General features: G+C 73.9%; 13 protein-coding genes. 8 read left to right on the forward strand and 5 right to left on the reverse strand.

Annotation, left to right across the window (positions count from 1 at the left end; genetic code table 11):
- The first annotated feature begins 8 nt into the window (after positions 1 to 8).
- Together ACGF15_RS03990 and ACGF15_RS03995 are read left to right on the forward strand one after the other, a co-directional pair.
- Positions 9 to 1,388 (forward strand): FAD-dependent oxidoreductase, encoded by a 1,380-nt coding sequence (locus ACGF15_RS03990; protein ID WP_345609388.1) that lies wholly within the window; start codon positions 9 to 11, stop codon positions 1,386 to 1,388.
- Between the two features lie 100 nt (positions 1,389 to 1,488).
- Positions 1,489 to 1,890 (forward strand): SHOCT domain-containing protein, encoded by a 402-nt coding sequence (locus ACGF15_RS03995; RefSeq protein WP_345609390.1) that lies wholly within the window; start codon positions 1,489 to 1,491, stop codon positions 1,888 to 1,890.
- A gap of 162 nt (positions 1,891 to 2,052) precedes the next feature.
- Here ACGF15_RS03995 and hemE read toward each other — a convergent pair whose 3' ends face one another.
- A complete protein-coding gene (gene hemE / locus ACGF15_RS04000) occupies positions 2,053 to 3,117 on the reverse strand; it encodes a uroporphyrinogen decarboxylase (RefSeq protein WP_392796836.1) in 1,065 nt (354 codons plus the stop codon).
- Positions 3,118 to 3,209: 92 nt separating this feature from the next.
- Here hemE and ACGF15_RS04005 point away from each other — a divergent pair, with 92 nt between their 5' ends.
- From ACGF15_RS04005 to ACGF15_RS04025, 5 genes are all read left to right on the forward strand, one after another.
- Positions 3,210 to 3,881: a DUF3000 domain-containing protein gene (locus ACGF15_RS04005; protein WP_345609394.1), complete on the forward strand. Its 672-nt coding sequence runs from the start codon at positions 3,210 to 3,212 to the stop codon at positions 3,879 to 3,881.
- Positions 3,882 to 4,108: 227 nt separating this feature from the next.
- Positions 4,109 to 4,771 (forward strand): response regulator transcription factor, encoded by a 663-nt coding sequence (locus ACGF15_RS04010; protein ID WP_256521874.1) that lies wholly within the window; start codon positions 4,109 to 4,111, stop codon positions 4,769 to 4,771.
- Positions 4,772 to 4,972: 201 nt separating this feature from the next.
- Entirely contained in the window at positions 4,973 to 6,262 is a 1,290-nt protein-coding gene (locus ACGF15_RS04015; RefSeq protein WP_345609396.1) for a ribonuclease D, read from the forward strand.
- A 671-nt stretch (positions 6,263 to 6,933) separates the two neighbouring features.
- On the forward strand, positions 6,934 to 8,160 hold the full coding sequence (locus ACGF15_RS04020) for an acetyl-CoA C-acyltransferase (RefSeq protein WP_345609397.1): 1,227 nt from the start codon (positions 6,934 to 6,936) through the stop codon (positions 8,158 to 8,160).
- The gene (locus ACGF15_RS04025) at positions 8,157 to 10,286 is read left to right on the forward strand and encodes a 3-hydroxyacyl-CoA dehydrogenase NAD-binding domain-containing protein (RefSeq protein ID WP_392796837.1); all 2,130 of its coding nucleotides are present in this window, start codon (positions 8,157 to 8,159) and stop codon (positions 10,284 to 10,286) included. The genes ACGF15_RS04020 and ACGF15_RS04025 overlap by 4 nt, the downstream gene beginning before the upstream one ends.
- A gap of 105 nt (positions 10,287 to 10,391) precedes the next feature.
- Here the strand turns inward: ACGF15_RS04025 and ACGF15_RS04030 are convergent, their stop codons facing one another.
- The gene (locus tag ACGF15_RS04030) at positions 10,392 to 11,477 is read right to left on the reverse strand and encodes a hypothetical protein (RefSeq protein ID WP_392796838.1); all 1,086 of its coding nucleotides are present in this window, start codon (positions 11,475 to 11,477) and stop codon (positions 10,392 to 10,394) included.
- Between the two features lie 152 nt (positions 11,478 to 11,629).
- On the opposite strand from ACGF15_RS04030, the gene ACGF15_RS04035 reads away from it, so the two are divergent.
- Positions 11,630 to 12,001 (forward strand): NTP pyrophosphohydrolase, encoded by a 372-nt coding sequence (locus tag ACGF15_RS04035; protein ID WP_392796839.1) that lies wholly within the window; start codon positions 11,630 to 11,632, stop codon positions 11,999 to 12,001.
- A 122-nt stretch (positions 12,002 to 12,123) separates the two neighbouring features.
- On the opposite strand, the gene dxs is transcribed toward ACGF15_RS04035, so the two are convergent.
- The 3 genes from dxs to ACGF15_RS04050 form a co-directional block, all read right to left on the reverse strand.
- Positions 12,124 to 14,049, reverse strand: coding sequence for a 1-deoxy-D-xylulose-5-phosphate synthase (dxs, locus tag ACGF15_RS04040; protein ID WP_345609405.1), 1,926 nt, complete (start codon positions 14,047 to 14,049; stop codon positions 12,124 to 12,126).
- A 235-nt stretch (positions 14,050 to 14,284) separates the two neighbouring features.
- Positions 14,285 to 15,697, reverse strand: a complete 1,413-nt coding sequence (locus ACGF15_RS04045; protein WP_392796840.1) for a sugar ABC transporter permease — start codon at positions 15,695 to 15,697, stop codon at positions 14,285 to 14,287.
- Positions 15,698 to 15,699: 2 nt separating this feature from the next.
- A complete protein-coding gene (locus ACGF15_RS04050) occupies positions 15,700 to 16,488 on the reverse strand; it encodes an ATP-binding cassette domain-containing protein (RefSeq protein ID WP_345609409.1) in 789 nt (262 codons plus the stop codon).
- Positions 16,489 to 16,562 lie beyond the last annotated feature (74 nt).

A 16,562-nucleotide genomic window follows, 5' to 3' on the forward strand; every position in this document is an offset into this window, starting at 1 on the left:
GTGTGCCCATGACGAGCGAGCGGCTGGTGATCGTGGGAGGCGATGCGGCGGGCATGTCCGCCGCATCGCAGGCGCGCAGGACGAAGGGCCCGCAGGAGCTGGAGATCACGGCCTTCGAGCGGGGCCGGTTCAGTTCCTACTCGGCCTGCGGCATCCCCTACTGGGTCGCCGGGGACGTCTCCGGTCGGGACCGCCTGATCGCCCGCAGCCCCGAGGAGCACCGGGCCCGCGGCATCGACCTGCGGATGCGCACGGAGGTCACGGAGTTGGACGTGGCGGGCCGGCGGGTGCGCTGGCGGGCGCTGGAGACCGGCGAGGAGGGCTGGACGGGGTACGACAAGCTGGTGCTCGCGACCGGGGCGCGGCCCGTGCGGCCGCCGCTGCCGGGCATCGACGCCCCCGGTGTGCACGGCGTGCAGACCCTCGGCGACGGCCAGGCGCTGCTGGACGCCCTCTCGCAGGAGCCCGGGCGCCGGGCGGTCGTGGTGGGCGCCGGGTACATCGGCGTGGAGATGGCGGAGGCGCTGCTGCGGCGCGGCTACGCCGTGACGGTCGTCAACAGCGGCGAGCAGCCGATGGCCACCCTCGACCCGGACATGGGGCGCCTGGTCCACGAGGCGATGACGGCCATGGGGATCACCGTCGTCGGCGGCACCGAGGTGACCGAGGTGCTGACCGACGGCGAGGGGCGGGCCCGCGGTGTGCGCGCGGGCGGTGCCGACCACCCGGCGGAGCTGGTGGTCCTCGGTATCGGCGTGGAGCCGGAGACGGCGCTGGCCCGGGCCGCGGGGCTGCCCCTCGGGGCGCACGGCGGGCTGCTCACCGACCTGGGCATGCGGGTGCGCGGGCACGAGGACGTCTGGGCGGGCGGGGACTGCGTGGAGGTCCTGGACCTGGTCTCCGGCCGGGAGCGGTACGTGCCGCTGGGGACGCACGCCAACAAGCACGGCCAGGTCATCGGGTCCAATGCCGCGGGCGGCTACGGCACCTTCCCGGGTGTGGTGGGCACGGCGGTGAGCAAGGTGTGCGACCTGGAGATCGCCCGCACGGGCCTGCGCGAGAAGGACGCCCGGGCGGTGGGGCTGCGGTTCGTCACGGCGACGGTGGAGTCCACCGGCCGGGCCGGGTACTTCCCCGGTGCGGCGCCGATGACGGTGAAGATGCTCGCGGAGTACCGGACGGGCCGCCTTCTGGGGGTGCAGATCGTGGGCCGGGACGGAGCCGCCAAACGGGTGGACGTGGCCGCGGTGGCGCTGACGGCGGGGATGACGGTGGAGGCGATGACCGCGCTGGACCTGGGCTACGCACCGCCGTTCTCGCCGGTCTGGGACCCGGTGCTGGTGGCCGCCCGCAAGGCGACGGCGGCGGTCCGCGCGGCGGGGGCGTAGCCGCGCGGGGCGGGGCGTTCCATGATCGCCTCGCGGGTGCGGGCGGCCGGGACCACAATGAACCCGTCACTCGGGGATCGACCTGCGAACGGGCGGCGCCATGCACCTTGCGTACGACTACCCCCTGCTGGGGGCCATGTGGAGCATCATGTGGCTGTTCCTGTGGATCCTGTGGTTCTTCCTGCTCTTCCGGATCATCATCGACATCTTCCGCGACGACACGATGAGCGGCTGGGCCAAGACGGGCTGGCTGATCTTCGTGATCATCCTGCCGTTCCTCGGGGTGCTGGTGTACGTGCTGGCCCGGGGGAAGGGCATGGGGCTGCGCGAGCTGGAGCACACCCGGTCGCAGAAGCAGGCCATGGACGAGTACATCCGCACCACCGCGGGGGAGGGGGAGCAGAGCAAGGCGGAGCAGCTGGCGAAGCTGTCCGAGGTGCGGGCGCGCGGCGACCTGACGGACGAGGAGTTCCAGCGCGCCAAGGAGCACATCCTGCAGTGAGCACGGCCGGGGCGCCCCACACCCCGGGCTGCGCCCCGGGCGACCGCGCCCCCGGACCGCCGCGGCGGTCCGGGGGCGCGGTCGCCGGTTCCCGTCCGGTGCACCGCCTCGTGCACCCGGAGTCCGGGCGGGATGCGCCGGGCCCGCAGGGCGGGACGGAACTCAGCGGGCGGTCTGCTCGTGGACGTCGGCGACGAGCCGGGTGAGGGCGTCGGGGTCGGTCGTCGGCAGGACTCCGTGGCCGAGGTTGAAGATGTGCCCCTCCAGTCCGGCGGCGGCGTCGAGGACCTCGCGGGTCTTGGCGCGCACCGCCTCCGGGGTCGAGAACAGCACGGCCGGGTCCAGGTTGCCCTGGAGCGCCCTGCCGGGACCGACGCGGCGGGCCGCCTCGTCGAGCGGGACGCGCCAGTCGACGCCCACCACGTCCGCGCCCGCCTCGCCCATCAGACCGAGCAGCTCGCCCGTGCCGACACCGAAGTGGATGCGCGGCACGCCGTAGCCGGCGACCGCGTCGAAGACCTTGGCGGAGGCGGGCATGACGGAGCGCCGGTAGTCCGCGGGGGCGAGGGCGCCCACCCAGGAGTCGAAGAGCTGCACGGCGGAGGCGCCGGCCTCGATCTGGACCTTCAGGAAGGCGGAGGTGATCTCCGCGAGGCGGTCCAGGAGGTCGGCCCACAGCTGCGGGTCGCCGTACATGAGCGCCTTGGTGTGCTCGTGGTTGCGGGACGGGCCGCCCTCCACGAGGTAGCTGGCGAGGGTGAACGGCGCGCCGGCGAAGCCGATCAGGGGGGTGGCGCCCAGCTCCGCGGTGAGCATCCCGATGGCCTCGGTGACGTAGTGCACGTCCTCCGGGGTGAGCTCGCGCAGCCGGTCGAGGTCGGCCCGGGTGCGGACCGGGTCGGCGACGACGGGGCCGACGCCGGGCTTGATGTCGAGGTCGATCCCGATGGCCTTGAGCGGGACCACGATGTCGCTGAAGTAGATCGCGGCGTCGACCTTGTGGCGCCGCACCGGCTGGAGGGTGATCTCGGTGACGAGCTCGGGCCGCATGCAGGACTCCAGCATCGGGATGCCCTCGCGCACCTTCAGGTACTCGGGCAGCGAGCGCCCGGCCTGGCGCATGAACCAGACCGGCGTGTGCGGCACCGGCTCGCGGCGGCACGCCCTGAGGAACGCGGAGTCGTGGGTCGTGGTCTGCGGGGCCCGGGGGCTGTCGTTGGCGCTCACGCCGCAAATCTTCGCACGCCCGCGACACCCGCCCGCCGCGGGTCGGGTGTCCCTGCCTGCGCCGCGCCGCGCTTCCGCCTAGTCTTCCCGGCATGGCTGCGGCTCAGGGACATTTCTCCGATCATTCCAACGGCAACGAGGCGGCGCGGCGCACGGAGGGGGACGAGGTGCCGACCGCGTTCCGGACGGCGGTCGACGCCCTGCACTCGGCCCGGCTGCGCCCGGAGATCGAGATCGATCCGACCCCGCCGCCGCGGAAGCTGGCTCCCTACGCCCACGCCCTGGAGGCCGCCGTGGTGGCGGACGGCGAGGACCTGGCGGACGGCCGCCTGGTCCTCCTGCACGACCCGGCGGGCCACGAGGCGTGGAAGGGGACCTTCCGGCTGGTGACCCTGGTCCGCGCGGAGCTGGAGCCGGAGATGGCGGCCGACCCGCTGCTGCCGGAGGTCTGCTGGTCCTGGCTGACGGGGGCGCTGGAGGCGCGCGGGCTGGTCCCCGGGGAGCCGAGCGGGACCGTCACCCGTGCGGGTTCTCACTATTTCGGAGGACTCGCCGACCGCCGGCCGGCGACCCAGATCGAGATCCGCGCCTCGTGGACCCCGCAGGAGGGCGCGGGGGGCGTCCCCGGCACCGCCGCGCACCTCGCGGCCTGGTGCGATCTGCTCTGCCAGGTGGCCGGGCTGCCGCCGTCCCCGGCGGGGTCGGCGGACTCCGCGACGGGTGTGGTGACGCTTCCGCAGCGCAGGGGACCCCGGCCGGCCTGAGCCCGCGGAGGGCGTACGGTGCCGGGGCGACGGTGCGGGCCGACGCCCCGGCGATCGGGCCGATCACCGCTCACGTGTCCGAATTGTCCCACTTGACCCTCACTAAATCGTGATCATTCCCTAAAGGCCGACGGGTTCGGTGCCGAAGAGGTCAATGACCCGACTGCACGGTTCGCCCCGGCTTACCCCCTGAGCCGGTCCCGTCCCGCACCTTCCCAGGAGGCCTGGTGTCCGTTCTTCTCGAGCAGCCCGCAAGCCTGGTCGCCTACCGCCCGAACAAGCCGACGGCCATGGTCGTCGTGGCCGACCCGCGCGTCCGCTCCACCGTGACCCGCCACCTGTGGGCTCTCGGCGTGCGCGACGTGATCGAGGCGTCGTCCATCGCGGAGGCACGCCCCCGAGTCGGCAACCCGCGCGACATCTGCGTGGCCGACGTCCACCTGCCCGACGGCTCCGGGCTGACCCTGCTGTCCGAGACCCGCGCCGCGGGCTGGCCCAACGGCCTCGCGCTGTCCGCCGCCGACGACATCGGCGCGGTCCGCAACGCCCTGGCCGGCGGTGTGAAGGGCTATGTCGTCACCGGCACCCGCACCAACATCGGCCACCCGGGCCGGCCCGGCGCCGCCCCGATCGGCGCGGCGGCGGGCCGGATGCACCGCCGGCCCCCGGGCGCACCAAGCCACCCCGGCGGCTACCGGGAGCTGTCGGGGCGCGAGGTCGAGGTGCTGCGCCTGGTGGCGGAGGGCCAGTCGAACAAGGCCATCGGCGTCTCCATGGGGCTGTCGGCGCTGACGGTCAAGAGCCACCTCGCCCGCATCGCCCGCAAGCTCGGCACCGGGGACCGCGCCGGAATGGTGGCCGTGGCCCTGCGCACCGGCATCATCCACTGACGGCGCGGGGGACGGGGCCGGAGTACCGACGGAACGTTCCGCCGCCCTCCGGCACCCCGCCCGGCCCCGCCCACCGGGCCGTCACCACAGGGCGCAGGCCCCGCCCCGCGAACGGCCCGTCACCACAGGGCGCAGGCCCCGCCCACCGGGCCGTCACCACAGGGCGCAGGCCCCGCCCACCGGGCCGGATACCCTTGACACGTGACCGACGCCCAAGAGACCGCAGCGCAGACCTCACTGCGAACCACCGGGGGCGCTCCCCCGGCCGACGGCGTTCCGGCCGACGGGCTGCCCATCCCGCTGCTGGAACCCCGCGAGGGCATTCCCCCGGTGGTCGCCGACGACCGGGCCCTGGCGGAGGTCGTCGCGGCCTTCGCCGGCGGCACGGGTCCGGTGGCGGTCGACGCGGAACGCGCCTCCGGCTACCGCTACGGGCAGCGCGCCTATCTGGTGCAGTTGCGGCGCGAGGGCGCCGGTACGGCGCTGATCGACCCGGTCGGCTGCCCCGACCTCTCCGGACTGGGAGAGGCCCTCACCGGCACCGAGTGGATCCTGCACGCCGCCACCCAGGACCTCCCGTGCCTGCGCGACATAGGCATGCGCCCCACCAGCCTGTTCGACACCGAGCTGGCCGGGCGGCTGGCGGGCTTTCCCCGGGTGGGCCTGGGCGCCATGGTGGAGAGCGTCCTCGGCTACGCCCTGGAGAAGGGCCACTCGGCCGTCGACTGGTCGACCCGGCCGCTGCCCGAGCCCTGGCTCCGGTACGCCGCCCTCGACGTCGAACTCCTCGTCGACCTCCGCGACGCGCTGGAGAAGGAACTGGACCGGCAGGGCAAGCTGGAGTGGGCCCGCCAGGAGTTCGACGCCATCGCGGCCGCGCCCCCGGCGCCCCCGCGCAAGGACCCCTGGCGCCGCACCTCGGGCATGCACAAGGTGCGCAGGCGCCGGCAGATGGCCGTGGTCAGGGAGCTGTGGACCGCGCGGGACCGGGTCGCCCAGCGCCGGGACGTCTCCCCCGGCAAGGTCCTCGGCGACGCGGCCATCGTCGAGGCCGCGCTGGCGCTGCCGCAGAACGTCCAGGCGCTGACGGCCCTGCCCGGCTTCGGCAACCGCATGGGCCGCCGGATGCTGGAGCAGTGGCAGGCGGCCGTCGACCGGGCCAGGGCGCTGCCGGACGGGGAGCTCCCCCAGCCGGGGCAGTCCCCCTCCGGCCCGCCGCCCCCGCGCTCGTGGGCCGACAAGGACCCGGCCGCGGCCGCCCGGCTGTCCGCCGCACGGTCGGCGGTCTCGGCCCTGGCGGAGGAGCTGAACCTGCCCCAGGAGAACCTGATCACCCCCGACACCGTGCGCCGCGTGTGCTGGGAGCCGCCGGCCGTCGTCACACCGGAGACCGTCACGGCCGCCCTGACGGAGCTGGGCGCGCGCCCCTGGCAGGTCGGCCTCACCACGCCCCTGCTGACCGGGGCGCTGACCGCCTCCGCGGACGGCTGAACAGGCCCCTCGCAGCTGCCTCCGCGGACGGCCGGGAAGGCCCGTCGCGCGCCTGCGGGACGCCCCGGGGCGGAGCCGCCGCCCCGGGTGCCGGGGTTCCGGCGGAGGCCCGGCACCCGGTCGGCCGGGCAGTCGCGGCCCCCCGGCCGGGCCCCGGAGCCGTGCGTGGAACGGTCCCCCGGCCCCCGGCTCACCCCGGACCGGTGCGCCCCGGACCGGCACGCCGTGGCCCCGGCGCGGGCTGCCGGGCTGCCGGGGGCCGACGTGCCCGAACGGCCGCTCCGGACTCCGGTCCCCGCCGGTGCGAGGCGTCCCCCGGGACGGTGACGTCCGGCAACCGCGCCGGCGGGTCCCCCGGGCCCCGGCGCCGGAGCTGGGACTCCCCCGCGGGCGGCAGACGCCGGGGCCCGTGCCCCGCCCGGCAGGGGGCGGGTCCCGCAGGACGCCCGACCGGACCGGTGCGGGGCCTCCCGCCAGGGGCGGACGGCCCGGTTTCGGCCACCGCCGCACCGGGGAGACGGTCCGCGCGGAGCCCCGCGCATGTGACCTTCGCCGCTCCAGGCCCCGGGACTGGGCAGCCTGGTTACCCGTAAGTAGCATGGGGCGAGCAAGCGCACGCTCAGGCGTGTGCGCCGCAGCAGTGCCACCCCGCACCCTGGAGGAGAGCCATCGTGCCTCGTACCGTCAGGGACGTCGTCTTCGTCGACGGCGTCCGCACCCCGTTCGGCAAGGCGGGCCCGAAGGGCATCTACCACGAGACCCGCGCCGACGACCTCGTCGTGAAGGCCATCCGGGAGCTGCTGCGCCGCAACCCGGCCCTCGACCCGAAGAAGATCGACGAGGTCGCCATCGCCGCGACCACCCAGATCGGCGACCAGGGCCTGACCATCGGCCGCACCGCCGGGATCCTCGCCGGACTGCCGCAGTCGGTGCCCGGCTACTCCATCGACCGCATGTGCGCCGGCGCGCTGACCGCCGTCACCTCGGTCGCGGGCAGCGTGGCCTTCGGCGCCTACGACGTGGCCGTGGCCGGCGGCGTCGAGCACATGGGCCGCCACCCGATGGGCGAGGGCGTGGACCCGAACCCGCGCTTCGTGTCGGAGAAGCTCGTCGACGAGTCGGCCCTGTTCATGGGCATGACCGCCGAGAACCTGCACGACCGCTACCCCTCCATCACCAAGCAGCGCGCCGACGAGTACGCCGTGCGCTCGCAGGAGAAGGCGGCCAAGGCCTACGCCGACGGCAAGATCCAGCAGGACCTCGTCCCGATCTCGGTGCGCCGCACCACCCCCGAGGCCGGCGAGACGGGCTGGGGCCTGGTCACCGCCGACGAGCCGATGCGCCCGGGCACCACCCTGGAGAACCTGACCGGCCTGAAGACCCCCTTCCGGGTGCACGGCCGCGTCACCGCGGGCAACGCCGCCGGCCTCAACGACGGCGCCACCGCCTCGCTGATCGCCTCCGAGGACTTCGCCCGCGAGAACAACCTCCCGGTGAAGATGCGCCTGGTCTCCTACTCCTTCGCCGGTGTGGAGCCCGAGGTGATGGGCTACGGCCCGATCCCCGCGACCGAGAAGGCCCTCGCCCAGGCGGGCCTGTCCATCGGGGACATCGGCCTCTTCGAGATCAACGAGGCCTTCGCCGTCCAGGTGCTCGCCTTCCTGGAGCACTACGGCATCGCCGACGACGACGCCCGCGTCAACCAGTACGGCGGCGCCATCGCCTTCGGCCACCCGCTGGCCTCCTCCGGCGTCCGCCTGATGACGCAGCTGGCGCGCCAGTTCGAGGAGCAGCCGGAGGTCCGCTACGGCCTCACCACGATGTGCGTCGGCTTCGGCATGGGCGCCACCGTGATCTGGGAGAACCCGCACCACAAGGACGCCGGAGGCGACAAGTGAGCACCACCGCCGAACTTCTCAAGGGCGCGGCCGAGCTCTTCCCCGACGAGGTCGTGACGCAGGCGCACGTGCGCCACCTCGACCTGCCGGGCGGCGCCGGGCGCTTCGCGCTCATCACGCTGGACAACGGGCTGGACCACACCAAGCCCACCACCTTCGGCCCCCAGTCGCTGGCGAACCTCAACGCCGCCGTCGACCAGGTGGAGAAGGAGGCCGCCGAGGGCGCGATCGTCGGCGCCGGCATCACCGGCAAGCCGTTCATCTTCGCGGTCGGCGCCGACCTCAAGGGCGTGGAGCTGCTGAAGCAGCACTCCGACGCGCTCGCCATCGGCAAGGGCGGCCACGACGTCTTCAAGCGGCTGTCCGGCCTCGCGGTGCCCACCTTCGCCTACTACAACGGCGCGGCCATGGGCGGCGGCGTCGAGGTGGGCCTGCACTGCACCTACCGCACGGTCTCCCGGGCGATCCCCGCCTTCTCGCTGCCCGAGGTCTTCCTCGGCCTGGTACCCGGCTGGGGCGGCTGCGCCATCCTGCCGAACCTCATCGGCGCGGAGAAGGCCGTCTCGGTCATCATCGAGAACTCGCTCAACCAGAACCGCCAGCTCAAGGGCGCGCAGGTCTTCGAGCTCGGGATCGCCGACGCGATCTTCGACGGGGCCGACTTCCTGGAGCAGTCCCTGCTGTGGACGGCCTCCGTCCTCACCGGCGCGACCACCGTCGAGCGCCCCGAGGTCGACCGCGGCGAGGCCTGGGACCAGGCCGTCGCCAAGGGCCGCTTCGTCGCCGACTCCAAGGTGCACGGCGCCGCCCCGGCCGCCTACCGCGCCCTGGACATCATCGAGGCCGCCAAGGACGGCGACCTCCAGAAGGGCTTCGACGCCGAGGACCAGGCCCTGGCGGACCTGATCATGGGCGGCGAGCTGCGCAGCGGCATCTACGCCTTCAACCTGGTGCAGAAGCGCGGCAAGCGCCCCGCCGGCGCGCCGGACAAGTCGCTGGCCCGCCCGGTCACCAAGGTGGGCGTCGTCGGCGCCGGCCTGATGGCCTCGCAGCTGGCGCTGCTGTTCCTGCGCCGCCTGGAGGTGCCGGTGGTGCTCACCGACATCGACCAGGAGCGGGTGGACAAGGGCGTCGGCTACGTCCACGCCGAGATCGAGAAGCTGCTCGGCAAGGGCCGCATCAACCAGGACAAGGCCAACCGCCTCAAGGCCCTGGTGACCGGCGTGCTCGACAAGGCGGAGGGCTTCGCGGACGCGGACTTCGTCATCGAGGCCGTCTTCGAGGAGATGTCGGTCAAGCAGAAGGTGTTCGCCGAGGTGGAGGCCGTCGCCCCGGCCCACGCGATCCTGGCGACCAACACCTCCTCGCTGTCGGTGTCGGAGATGGCCTCCAAGCTCAAGCACCCCGAGCGCGTGGTCGGCTTCCACTTCTTCAACCCGGTGGCGGTGCTCCCGCTGCTGGAGATCGTCCGCGGCGAGCAGACGGACGACGCCTCGCTGGCGACGGCCTTCGGCGTGGCGAAGAAGCTGAAGAAGACCGCGGTCCTCACCAAGGACGCCCCGGCGTTCGTGGTGAACCGCATCCTGACCCGCTTCATGGGCGAGATCCAGAACGTGATCGACGAGGGCACCCCCGTGGCCACGGCGGAGAAGGCCGTCGAGCCGCTCGGCCTGCCGATGTCGCCGCTGGTGCTGCTGGAGCTCGTGGGACCGGCGATCGGCCTGCACGTCTCGGAGACCCTCAACCGGGCCTTCCCCGAGCGCTTCACGGTCTCGCCGAACCTCAAGGCGGTCGTCGAGGCGGGCAAGCGCGGCTTCTACGTCTACGACTCCGGCGCCCCGGAGCTGGACCCGGAGGTCGCCGCGCTGCTGAAGCAAGGCGACACCGTCCTGACGGAGGAGCAGGTCCGCGACCGCGTCCTCGGCGCGGTGGCCCAGGAGATCGGCCTGATGCTTCAGGAGGGCGTGGTCGCCGAGGCGCAGGACATCGACCTCTGCCTGATCACCGGTGCCGGCTGGCCCTTCCACCTGGGCGGCATCACGCCGTACCTGGACCGCGAGGGCGTCTCCGAGCGGGTGAACGGCAAGCGGTTCCTGGCGCAGGGCGTGGCGAGCGTCCCCGCCTAGCCGCGGAGCGCGGTCCGGCCCGAGCGGGGGCCGGACCGCGGCACGCGAAGGGGCCGTACGGAGTACTCCGTACGGCCCCTTCGCCGGTCCCGGCCCGGCGGCGGGTCAGCCCAGGGGCTCCCAGCGGCCGAAGGCCGGGCCGCCCTCGCCGGTCGTCTGACGGGCGGCGAGCGGCTCCCCGCCGGGTGGCAGGGCCATGGCCACCAGCCCGCCCTCCCGGTGTTCGCGCAGGGCCAGGGCGAGCCCCCGCCCGGCGCCCGGCGCGGTGGGCGTCCAGCCGGCCCCGGCACCCTCGTCCTCGCCCTCGTCCTCGGAGGGGAGGACGGCGAACGCCACCTCCCCGCCCCCGGTCTCCTGGGCGAGCACCGTGCAGTCGCGGCCGTCGACGAGGAGCCGGGCGGGGACCAGCGGGCCCGGGCCCGCGGCCTTCAGCAGCGGGCGGGGGTCCTGGCCGCGGTGCGGGGCCCAGACGTGGATCATGCCCTCCTCGTCCGGGAAGAAGAGCGACACCGTGCCGTCCGCGGAGGCCAGCGCGGCGAAGGAGCCGGAGCCCACCGCCGTCTCCAGGCGCTCGGCGAGGGCGAACGCGGCGCCCGGCTTCTCCTGTGTGTAGCGGCCGATGGAGGTGGCGTCCGGGACGAACAGCTCGACCAGGCCGGTCCCGTCCACCGCGGCGGCGAGGGTGTCGCGCGTCCCCACACCGCCGAGGTCCTGCCAGCGGGCCCACCCGCCGCGGGTCTGCTGGCAGCGGACGCTCACACCGGAGCCGCGGTTGCGCAGGGCCACGCACAGCCGGCCCTCCCCGTCCACGGCGGCCACCGGGTCGCCGGTGCGGCGGTCGGTCTTGTTGGGGTAGCCGAGCGCCGTCCAGCCCAGCAGGGGGCGACCGGTCTGCAACTGCACGGCGTGGACCAGCTCGACCTGTCCGGCGGGGGTCAGGCGGGTGCCGAGCAGGTGGATGTAGTTGTCCGCGCCCTGGGCGACGGTCAGCGGGGCCCGGACACCCGGAGCGGGGAGCAGGTCCGGCCCCTTCCAGCCGTTCCCCTTCTGCGTCCAGCGCCGCACCGCGTCCTCGCCGGGGGTGCAGGCGGTCAGCAGGCCCTCCCTGCCCCGGGTGAGCCAGGTGCCCAGCAGCGGTGCGGGATCCCGCGGGTCACGGTCGGAGGGCGTCGTCGCGGGGGCAGTGGCCATCGGCAGTCGTCCAGGAGCGTCGGGAGGCGGAGCGGGCAGGTTCACGCCCGACGATTGTGTCAGCACCCCGCGGCGCTCCCGCCCCCGGCCCGGCCCCGCCGCCGGGTGGGGGCCGGCGCCTCGCCGGGCCGCCGTCTGGGAGGCTGGCGGCCATGGACACTCTGCTCGTGGTCGACGGCGCCAATGTGGTGGGCTCCGTTCCGGACGGCTGGTGGCGGGAGCGGGAGGCCGCCGCGGAGCGCCTGCGGGACGCGCTGGCCGCGGAGGGAGGCCAGTCCGCGGTGTCCGGCCCCGTGGAGGTCGTGCTCGTCGTGGAGGGCGCGGCACGGGGGCTGGGCTCGGTGCCCGGCGTGCGGGTGGAGTCAGCCGCGGGCAGCGGCGACGACCTGGTGGCCCGGCTGGCGGCCGAGGCCGGGGCCGAGGGCCGCGCCTGCGTGGTGGTGACGGCCGACCGGGGTCTGCGGGCGCGGGTGGAGGCGGTCGGCGCCCGCTGCGCGGGGCCCCGCTCGGTGCGCAGGCGGTAGGCCGGGCGCTCCCGCCGCGGGTGAGCGGCGGCGGGCCCGGCCCCCTTCGGCCGAACGGGCCGGTGGGAGCCCCCTGCACGGGTGCTCCCACCGGCCCGACGGCGGTGCGGATGCGAGGCGCCTCAGTCGCGGACGCGCTCGACCTCCGCCTCCTCGACGCGCCCGTCGAGGGTGGAGACCAGCCCGGTGACCTGGCGGGCGATGTCGGGCGCGGTGAGCCCGATCTCCGCGAGCACCTCCTTGCGGGAGGCGTGGTCGAGGAAGCGGGGCGGGATGCCGAAGTCGCGCAGCGGGACGTCCACTCCCGCGTCGCGCAGCGCCTGCGCCACCGCGGAGCCCACGCCGCCCACCCGGATGTTGTCCTCGACGGTGACCACGACCCGGTGGCGCGCCGCGAGCGGGGCGAGCGCCTCGTCGACCGGCTTCACCCAGCGCGGGTCGACGACCGTGGTGGAGATGCCCTGGGCGTCCAGCAGGTCGGCGATCTCCAGGCACATCGGCGCCAGGGCGCCGACGGAGACCAGCAGCACGTCGGGCCGCTCGGCGTCGGCGTGCCGCAGGACGTCCATGCCGCCGACGGTGCCCACCGCGGTGACGGCGGGGCCCACGGCGCCCTTGGAGAAGCGGACCACGGTCGGCGCGTCGTCGACCTCGACCGCCTCGCGGAGCTGGGCGCGCACCTGGTCGGCGTCGCGCGGGGCGGCGATCCGCAGACCGGGTACGACCTGGAGGATCGACATGTCCCACATGCCGTTGTGGGAGGCCCCGTCGGTTCCGGTGACCCCGGCCCGGTCCAGGACGAAGGTGACACCGCAGCGGTGCAGGGCCACGTCCATGAGGACCTGGTCGAAGGCCCGGTTGAGGAAGGTCGCGTACACCGCGAAGACGGGGTGCAGGCCCCCGGTGGCGAGTCCGGCGGCGGAGACGGCGCCGTGCTGCTCGGCGATGCCGACGTCGTAGACGCGGTCCGGGAACTCCTTGGCGAAGCGGTCGAGGCCCACCGGCTGGAGCATGGCCGCGGTGATGGCGACGATGTCGCGGCGCTCGCCGCCGAGCTTGACCATCTCCTCGCCGAAGACCGAGGTCCAGTCGAGCCCGGAGCTGGCGATGGGGAGCCCGGTGTCGGGGTGGATCTTGCCGACGGCGTGGAAGCGGTCGGCCTCGTCCGCGAGGGCGGGCTGGTAGCCGCGGCCCTTCTCGGTGAGGCAGTGCACGATGACCGGGCCGCCGAAGCGCTTGGCGCGCGCCAGCGCGGACTCCAGCGCCTCGATGTCGTGGCCGTCGATGGGGCCGACGTACTTCAGGCCGAGGTCCTCGAACATGCCCTGGGGGGCGATGAAGTCCTTCAGGCCCTTCTTGGCGCCGTGGAGGGTCTCGTAGAGCGGCTTCCCGAGGACGGGGGTGCGCTCCAGGATGTCCTTGCCGCGGGCGAGGAAGCGCTCGTAGCCGTCGGTGGTGCGCAGGGTGGCGAGGTGGTTGGCCAGGCCGCCGATGGTGGGTGCGTAGGAGCGCTCGTTGTCGTTGACCACGATCACCAGCGGGCGGTCCTTCGCCGCGGCGATGTTGTTCAGCGCCTCCCAGGCCATGCCGCCGGTGAGGGCTCCGTCGCCGATCACGGCGACGACGTGGTCGTCCCTGCCGAGGACCTCGTTGGCCTTGGCCAGCCCGTCGGCCCAGCCCAGGACGGTGGAGGCGTGCGAGTTCTCGATGACGTCGTGCTCGGACTCGGCCTGGGAGGGGTAGCCGGACAGGCCGTCCTTCATCTTCAGCCGGGTGAAGTCCTGGCGTCCGGTGAGCAGCTTGTGGACGTAGCTCTGGTGGCCGGTGTCCCAGAGCACCTTGTCCTTCGGCGAGTGGAAGACCCGGTGGAGCGCGATCGTCAGCTCCACCACGCCGAGGTTCGGGCCGAGGTGGCCACCGGTCTTGGAGACGGCGTCGACCAGGAAGCTGCGGATCTCCGCGGCCAGCTGCTCCAGCTGCTCGGGGCCGAGCCGGTCCAGATCACGCGGTCCCCTGATCCGGGAAAGCGAACCCCATCCGTCGCCCATCACCGCCCGCGTAGGGCGCGCATCGCGCGGCTGCGTCACTCTGCCTCCTTGCTTCGAGCTGCGTTCGGGCTGATCGGGCGTGCTGATCGAGCCGTGCCGACTGCCCGAGTCTAATGTTCCGGTCGCCGTCGCGGACGCCCGGCGCCTGCTTACCGTGTCACGGCTGTGGCACAGAGGCACCCCTGCCCGGCACCGCGGTGCGGTGCCGGGCAGGGGTGCGGGACGGGGCGGGTGCTCAGGCGCGCCCGGCGGTCCGCTGGGTCTTGCGGGTCACCGAGTCGATCACGACGGTGGCCAGCAGGACACCGCCGGTGATCATGTAGACCACCGGGGTGCGGATGCCCTCCAGCGCCAGGCCGTACTGGATGGAGACGATCACCAGGGCGCCCAGCAGGGCGTTCCAGGTGCGGCCCCGGCCGCCGAAGAGGCTGGTGCCGCCGATCACGGCCGCGGCGATGACGTTCATCAGCAGGTCGCCGGTGCCGGCGCTCTGGTTGGCGGCCGCGATCTTGGAGGCCCAGAACAGGCCGCCGGCGGCGGCGAAGAAGCCGGCCAGCGCGAAGACCGAGACCCGGACGGCGGTGACGTTGATGCCCGCGCGGCGGGAGGCCTCCACGCTGCCGCCGAGCGCGAAGATCTTGCGGCCGTAGGCCGTCCGGCGGAGCACGAAGTCCGTGGTCACCAGGACGACCAGGAAGATCACCAGCGCCAGGGGCAGTCCGCGGTCCTGGTTGAGCATGTACGCCGCGGCGAAGGCCACCACGGCCAGCAGGACGCTGCGCAGCACGATGTCGGCGACCGGGCGGGAGGGGATGCCCGCGGCGGCCCGGCGGCGGTTGTCGGTGAAGGCGCCGAGGAAGTACGCGGCGACCGCGAGCGCGGCCAGGCCGTAGGCGGCGGCGATGTCGGTGAAGAAGTACGTGGTCAGCTGGCCGACCACGCCGTCGCCGTCGAGGTTGATGGTGCCGTTGTCGCCGAGCAGCTGGAGCATGAAGCCCAGCCAGAACAGCAGGCCCGCCAGGGTGACGGCGAAGGCCGGGGCCCCGATCCGGGCGAAGAAGAAGCCGTGGAGCGCCCCGATGGCGGCACCGCTGACGAGGGCGACGAGCAGCGCGAGCCATTCGTTCATGCCGTGGGTGACGCTCAGGACCGCGACGATGGCGCCCGAGACGCCGCTGACGGAGCCGACCGAGAGGTCGATCTCGCCGAGCAGCAGCACGAAGATGATGCCCACCGCCATCATGCCGGTGCCCACCATGGTGACGGCGATGTCGGTGAGGTTCTTGGCGGAGAGGAAGTTCGAGTTCAGCAGCTGGAAGACGACCGCGATGACCGCCAGGCCGATGACCACCGGGATGGAGCCGAGGTCCCCGGCGTGGACCTTGCGCTTGAACTCGGCCCAGTAGCCGAGCAGGCCCTGCTCGCGCACGAGCAGGCGCGGGTCGACGGCCGTGAGCGCGTCGTGGGCCGCCTCCGCGTTGACCACCTCGTGGGAGGCGGCCTCCTCCGCGGGGGCGGAGGTCCCGTCCGCCGGGGCGGTGGTCTGCTCCGCGGGGGTCCCGTCCGCGGGGGCGGTGGTCTCCTCGGCGGGGGCGGTCTCCTCCCCGGGGGCGGTGGTCTCTTCGGCCTGGGTCGAGGTCTTGTCCATGCTCACTTCTGCTCCTCCGCGGTGCGCGCCGCACGACGGGTCACGGCGTTGTCCGTGGCTCCCGTGATGGCGGAGATGATCTCTTCCTGGGAGGTCGACGCGACCTCGAAGACGCCGTTGTTCCGGCCGAGCCTCAGCACGGCCACCTTGTCGGCGACGGCCTTGACGTCCGCCATGTTGTGGCTGATGAGGATCACGGCGTGGCCGCGCTCCCGCAGCCGCTCCACCAGGTCCAGCACCTGGGCGGTCTGCTCGACGCCGAGCGCGGCGGTGGGCTCGTCGAGGATGACCAGCTTGGGCTCGCCGAGCATCGAGCGGGCGATGGCCACGGTCTGGCGCTGGCCGCCGGAGAGCGAGGCGATCGGGATCCGGACGCTCGGGATGCGGATCGAGAGCGTCTTCAGCAGTTCGAGGGCGCGGCGCTCCATCTCGACCTCGTCGAGCACCCCGCGCTTGCGGAGCTCACGGCCGAGGTAGAGGTTGCCGACCACGTCGATGTTGTCGCAGAGCGCGAGGTCCTGGTAGACGGTCGCGATGCCGAGGTTCTGGGCGTCGTGCGGGCGGTTGATGCCGACCTTGCGGCCCTCCCACTCGATCGCGCCCTCGTCGATGGGATGCACGCCGGCGATCGTCTTGACCAGCGTGGACTTTCCGGCGCCGTTGTCGCCGACGAGGGCGACCACCTCACCGGCGTGGACCTCAAGCTCTACGTCGGTGAGCGCCTGGACGGCACCGAACCGCTTGGAGACCCCGCGCAACGCCAACACGGGCGTAGCGGACACGTGAACCATCTCCTTCGCCGCCTGACCGGCGGGGATGCCGCGCCGGTGGAAGGCGGCGCGGTGGCTGAGCAGAACTGTCGCGC

The sequence above is a fragment of the Streptomyces sp. NPDC048001 genome (genome assembly GCF_043203115.1).
In the GTDB taxonomy this organism is placed as follows: Bacteria; Actinomycetota; Actinomycetes; order Streptomycetales; family Streptomycetaceae; genus Streptomyces; species Streptomyces sanyensis.

Excerpts from the sequence above, each read along its gene's own strand:
- ACGF15_RS03990 (WP_345609388.1), top strand. The coding sequence starts at position 9 with ATGACGAGCGAGCGGCTGGTGATCGTGGGAGGCGATGCGGCGGGCATG.
- ACGF15_RS03995 (WP_345609390.1), top strand. The coding sequence starts at position 1,489 with ATGCACCTTGCGTACGACTACCCCCTGCTGGGGGCCATGTGGAGCATC.
- ACGF15_RS04005 (WP_345609394.1), top strand. The coding sequence starts at position 3,210 with ATGGCTGCGGCTCAGGGACATTTCTCCGATCATTCCAACGGCAACGAG.
- ACGF15_RS04030 (WP_392796838.1), bottom strand. The coding sequence starts at position 11,477 with ATGGCCACTGCCCCCGCGACGACGCCCTCCGACCGTGACCCGCGGGAT.
- ACGF15_RS04035 (WP_392796839.1), top strand. The coding sequence starts at position 11,630 with ATGGACACTCTGCTCGTGGTCGACGGCGCCAATGTGGTGGGCTCCGTT.
- dxs (WP_345609405.1), bottom strand. The coding sequence starts at position 14,049 with ATGGGCGACGGATGGGGTTCGCTTTCCCGGATCAGGGGACCGCGTGAT.
- ACGF15_RS04045 (WP_392796840.1), bottom strand. The coding sequence starts at position 15,697 with ATGGACAAGACCTCGACCCAGGCCGAAGAGACCACCGCCCCCGGGGAG.
- ACGF15_RS04050 (WP_345609409.1), bottom strand. The coding sequence starts at position 16,488 with ATGGTTCACGTGTCCGCTACGCCCGTGTTGGCGTTGCGCGGGGTCTCC.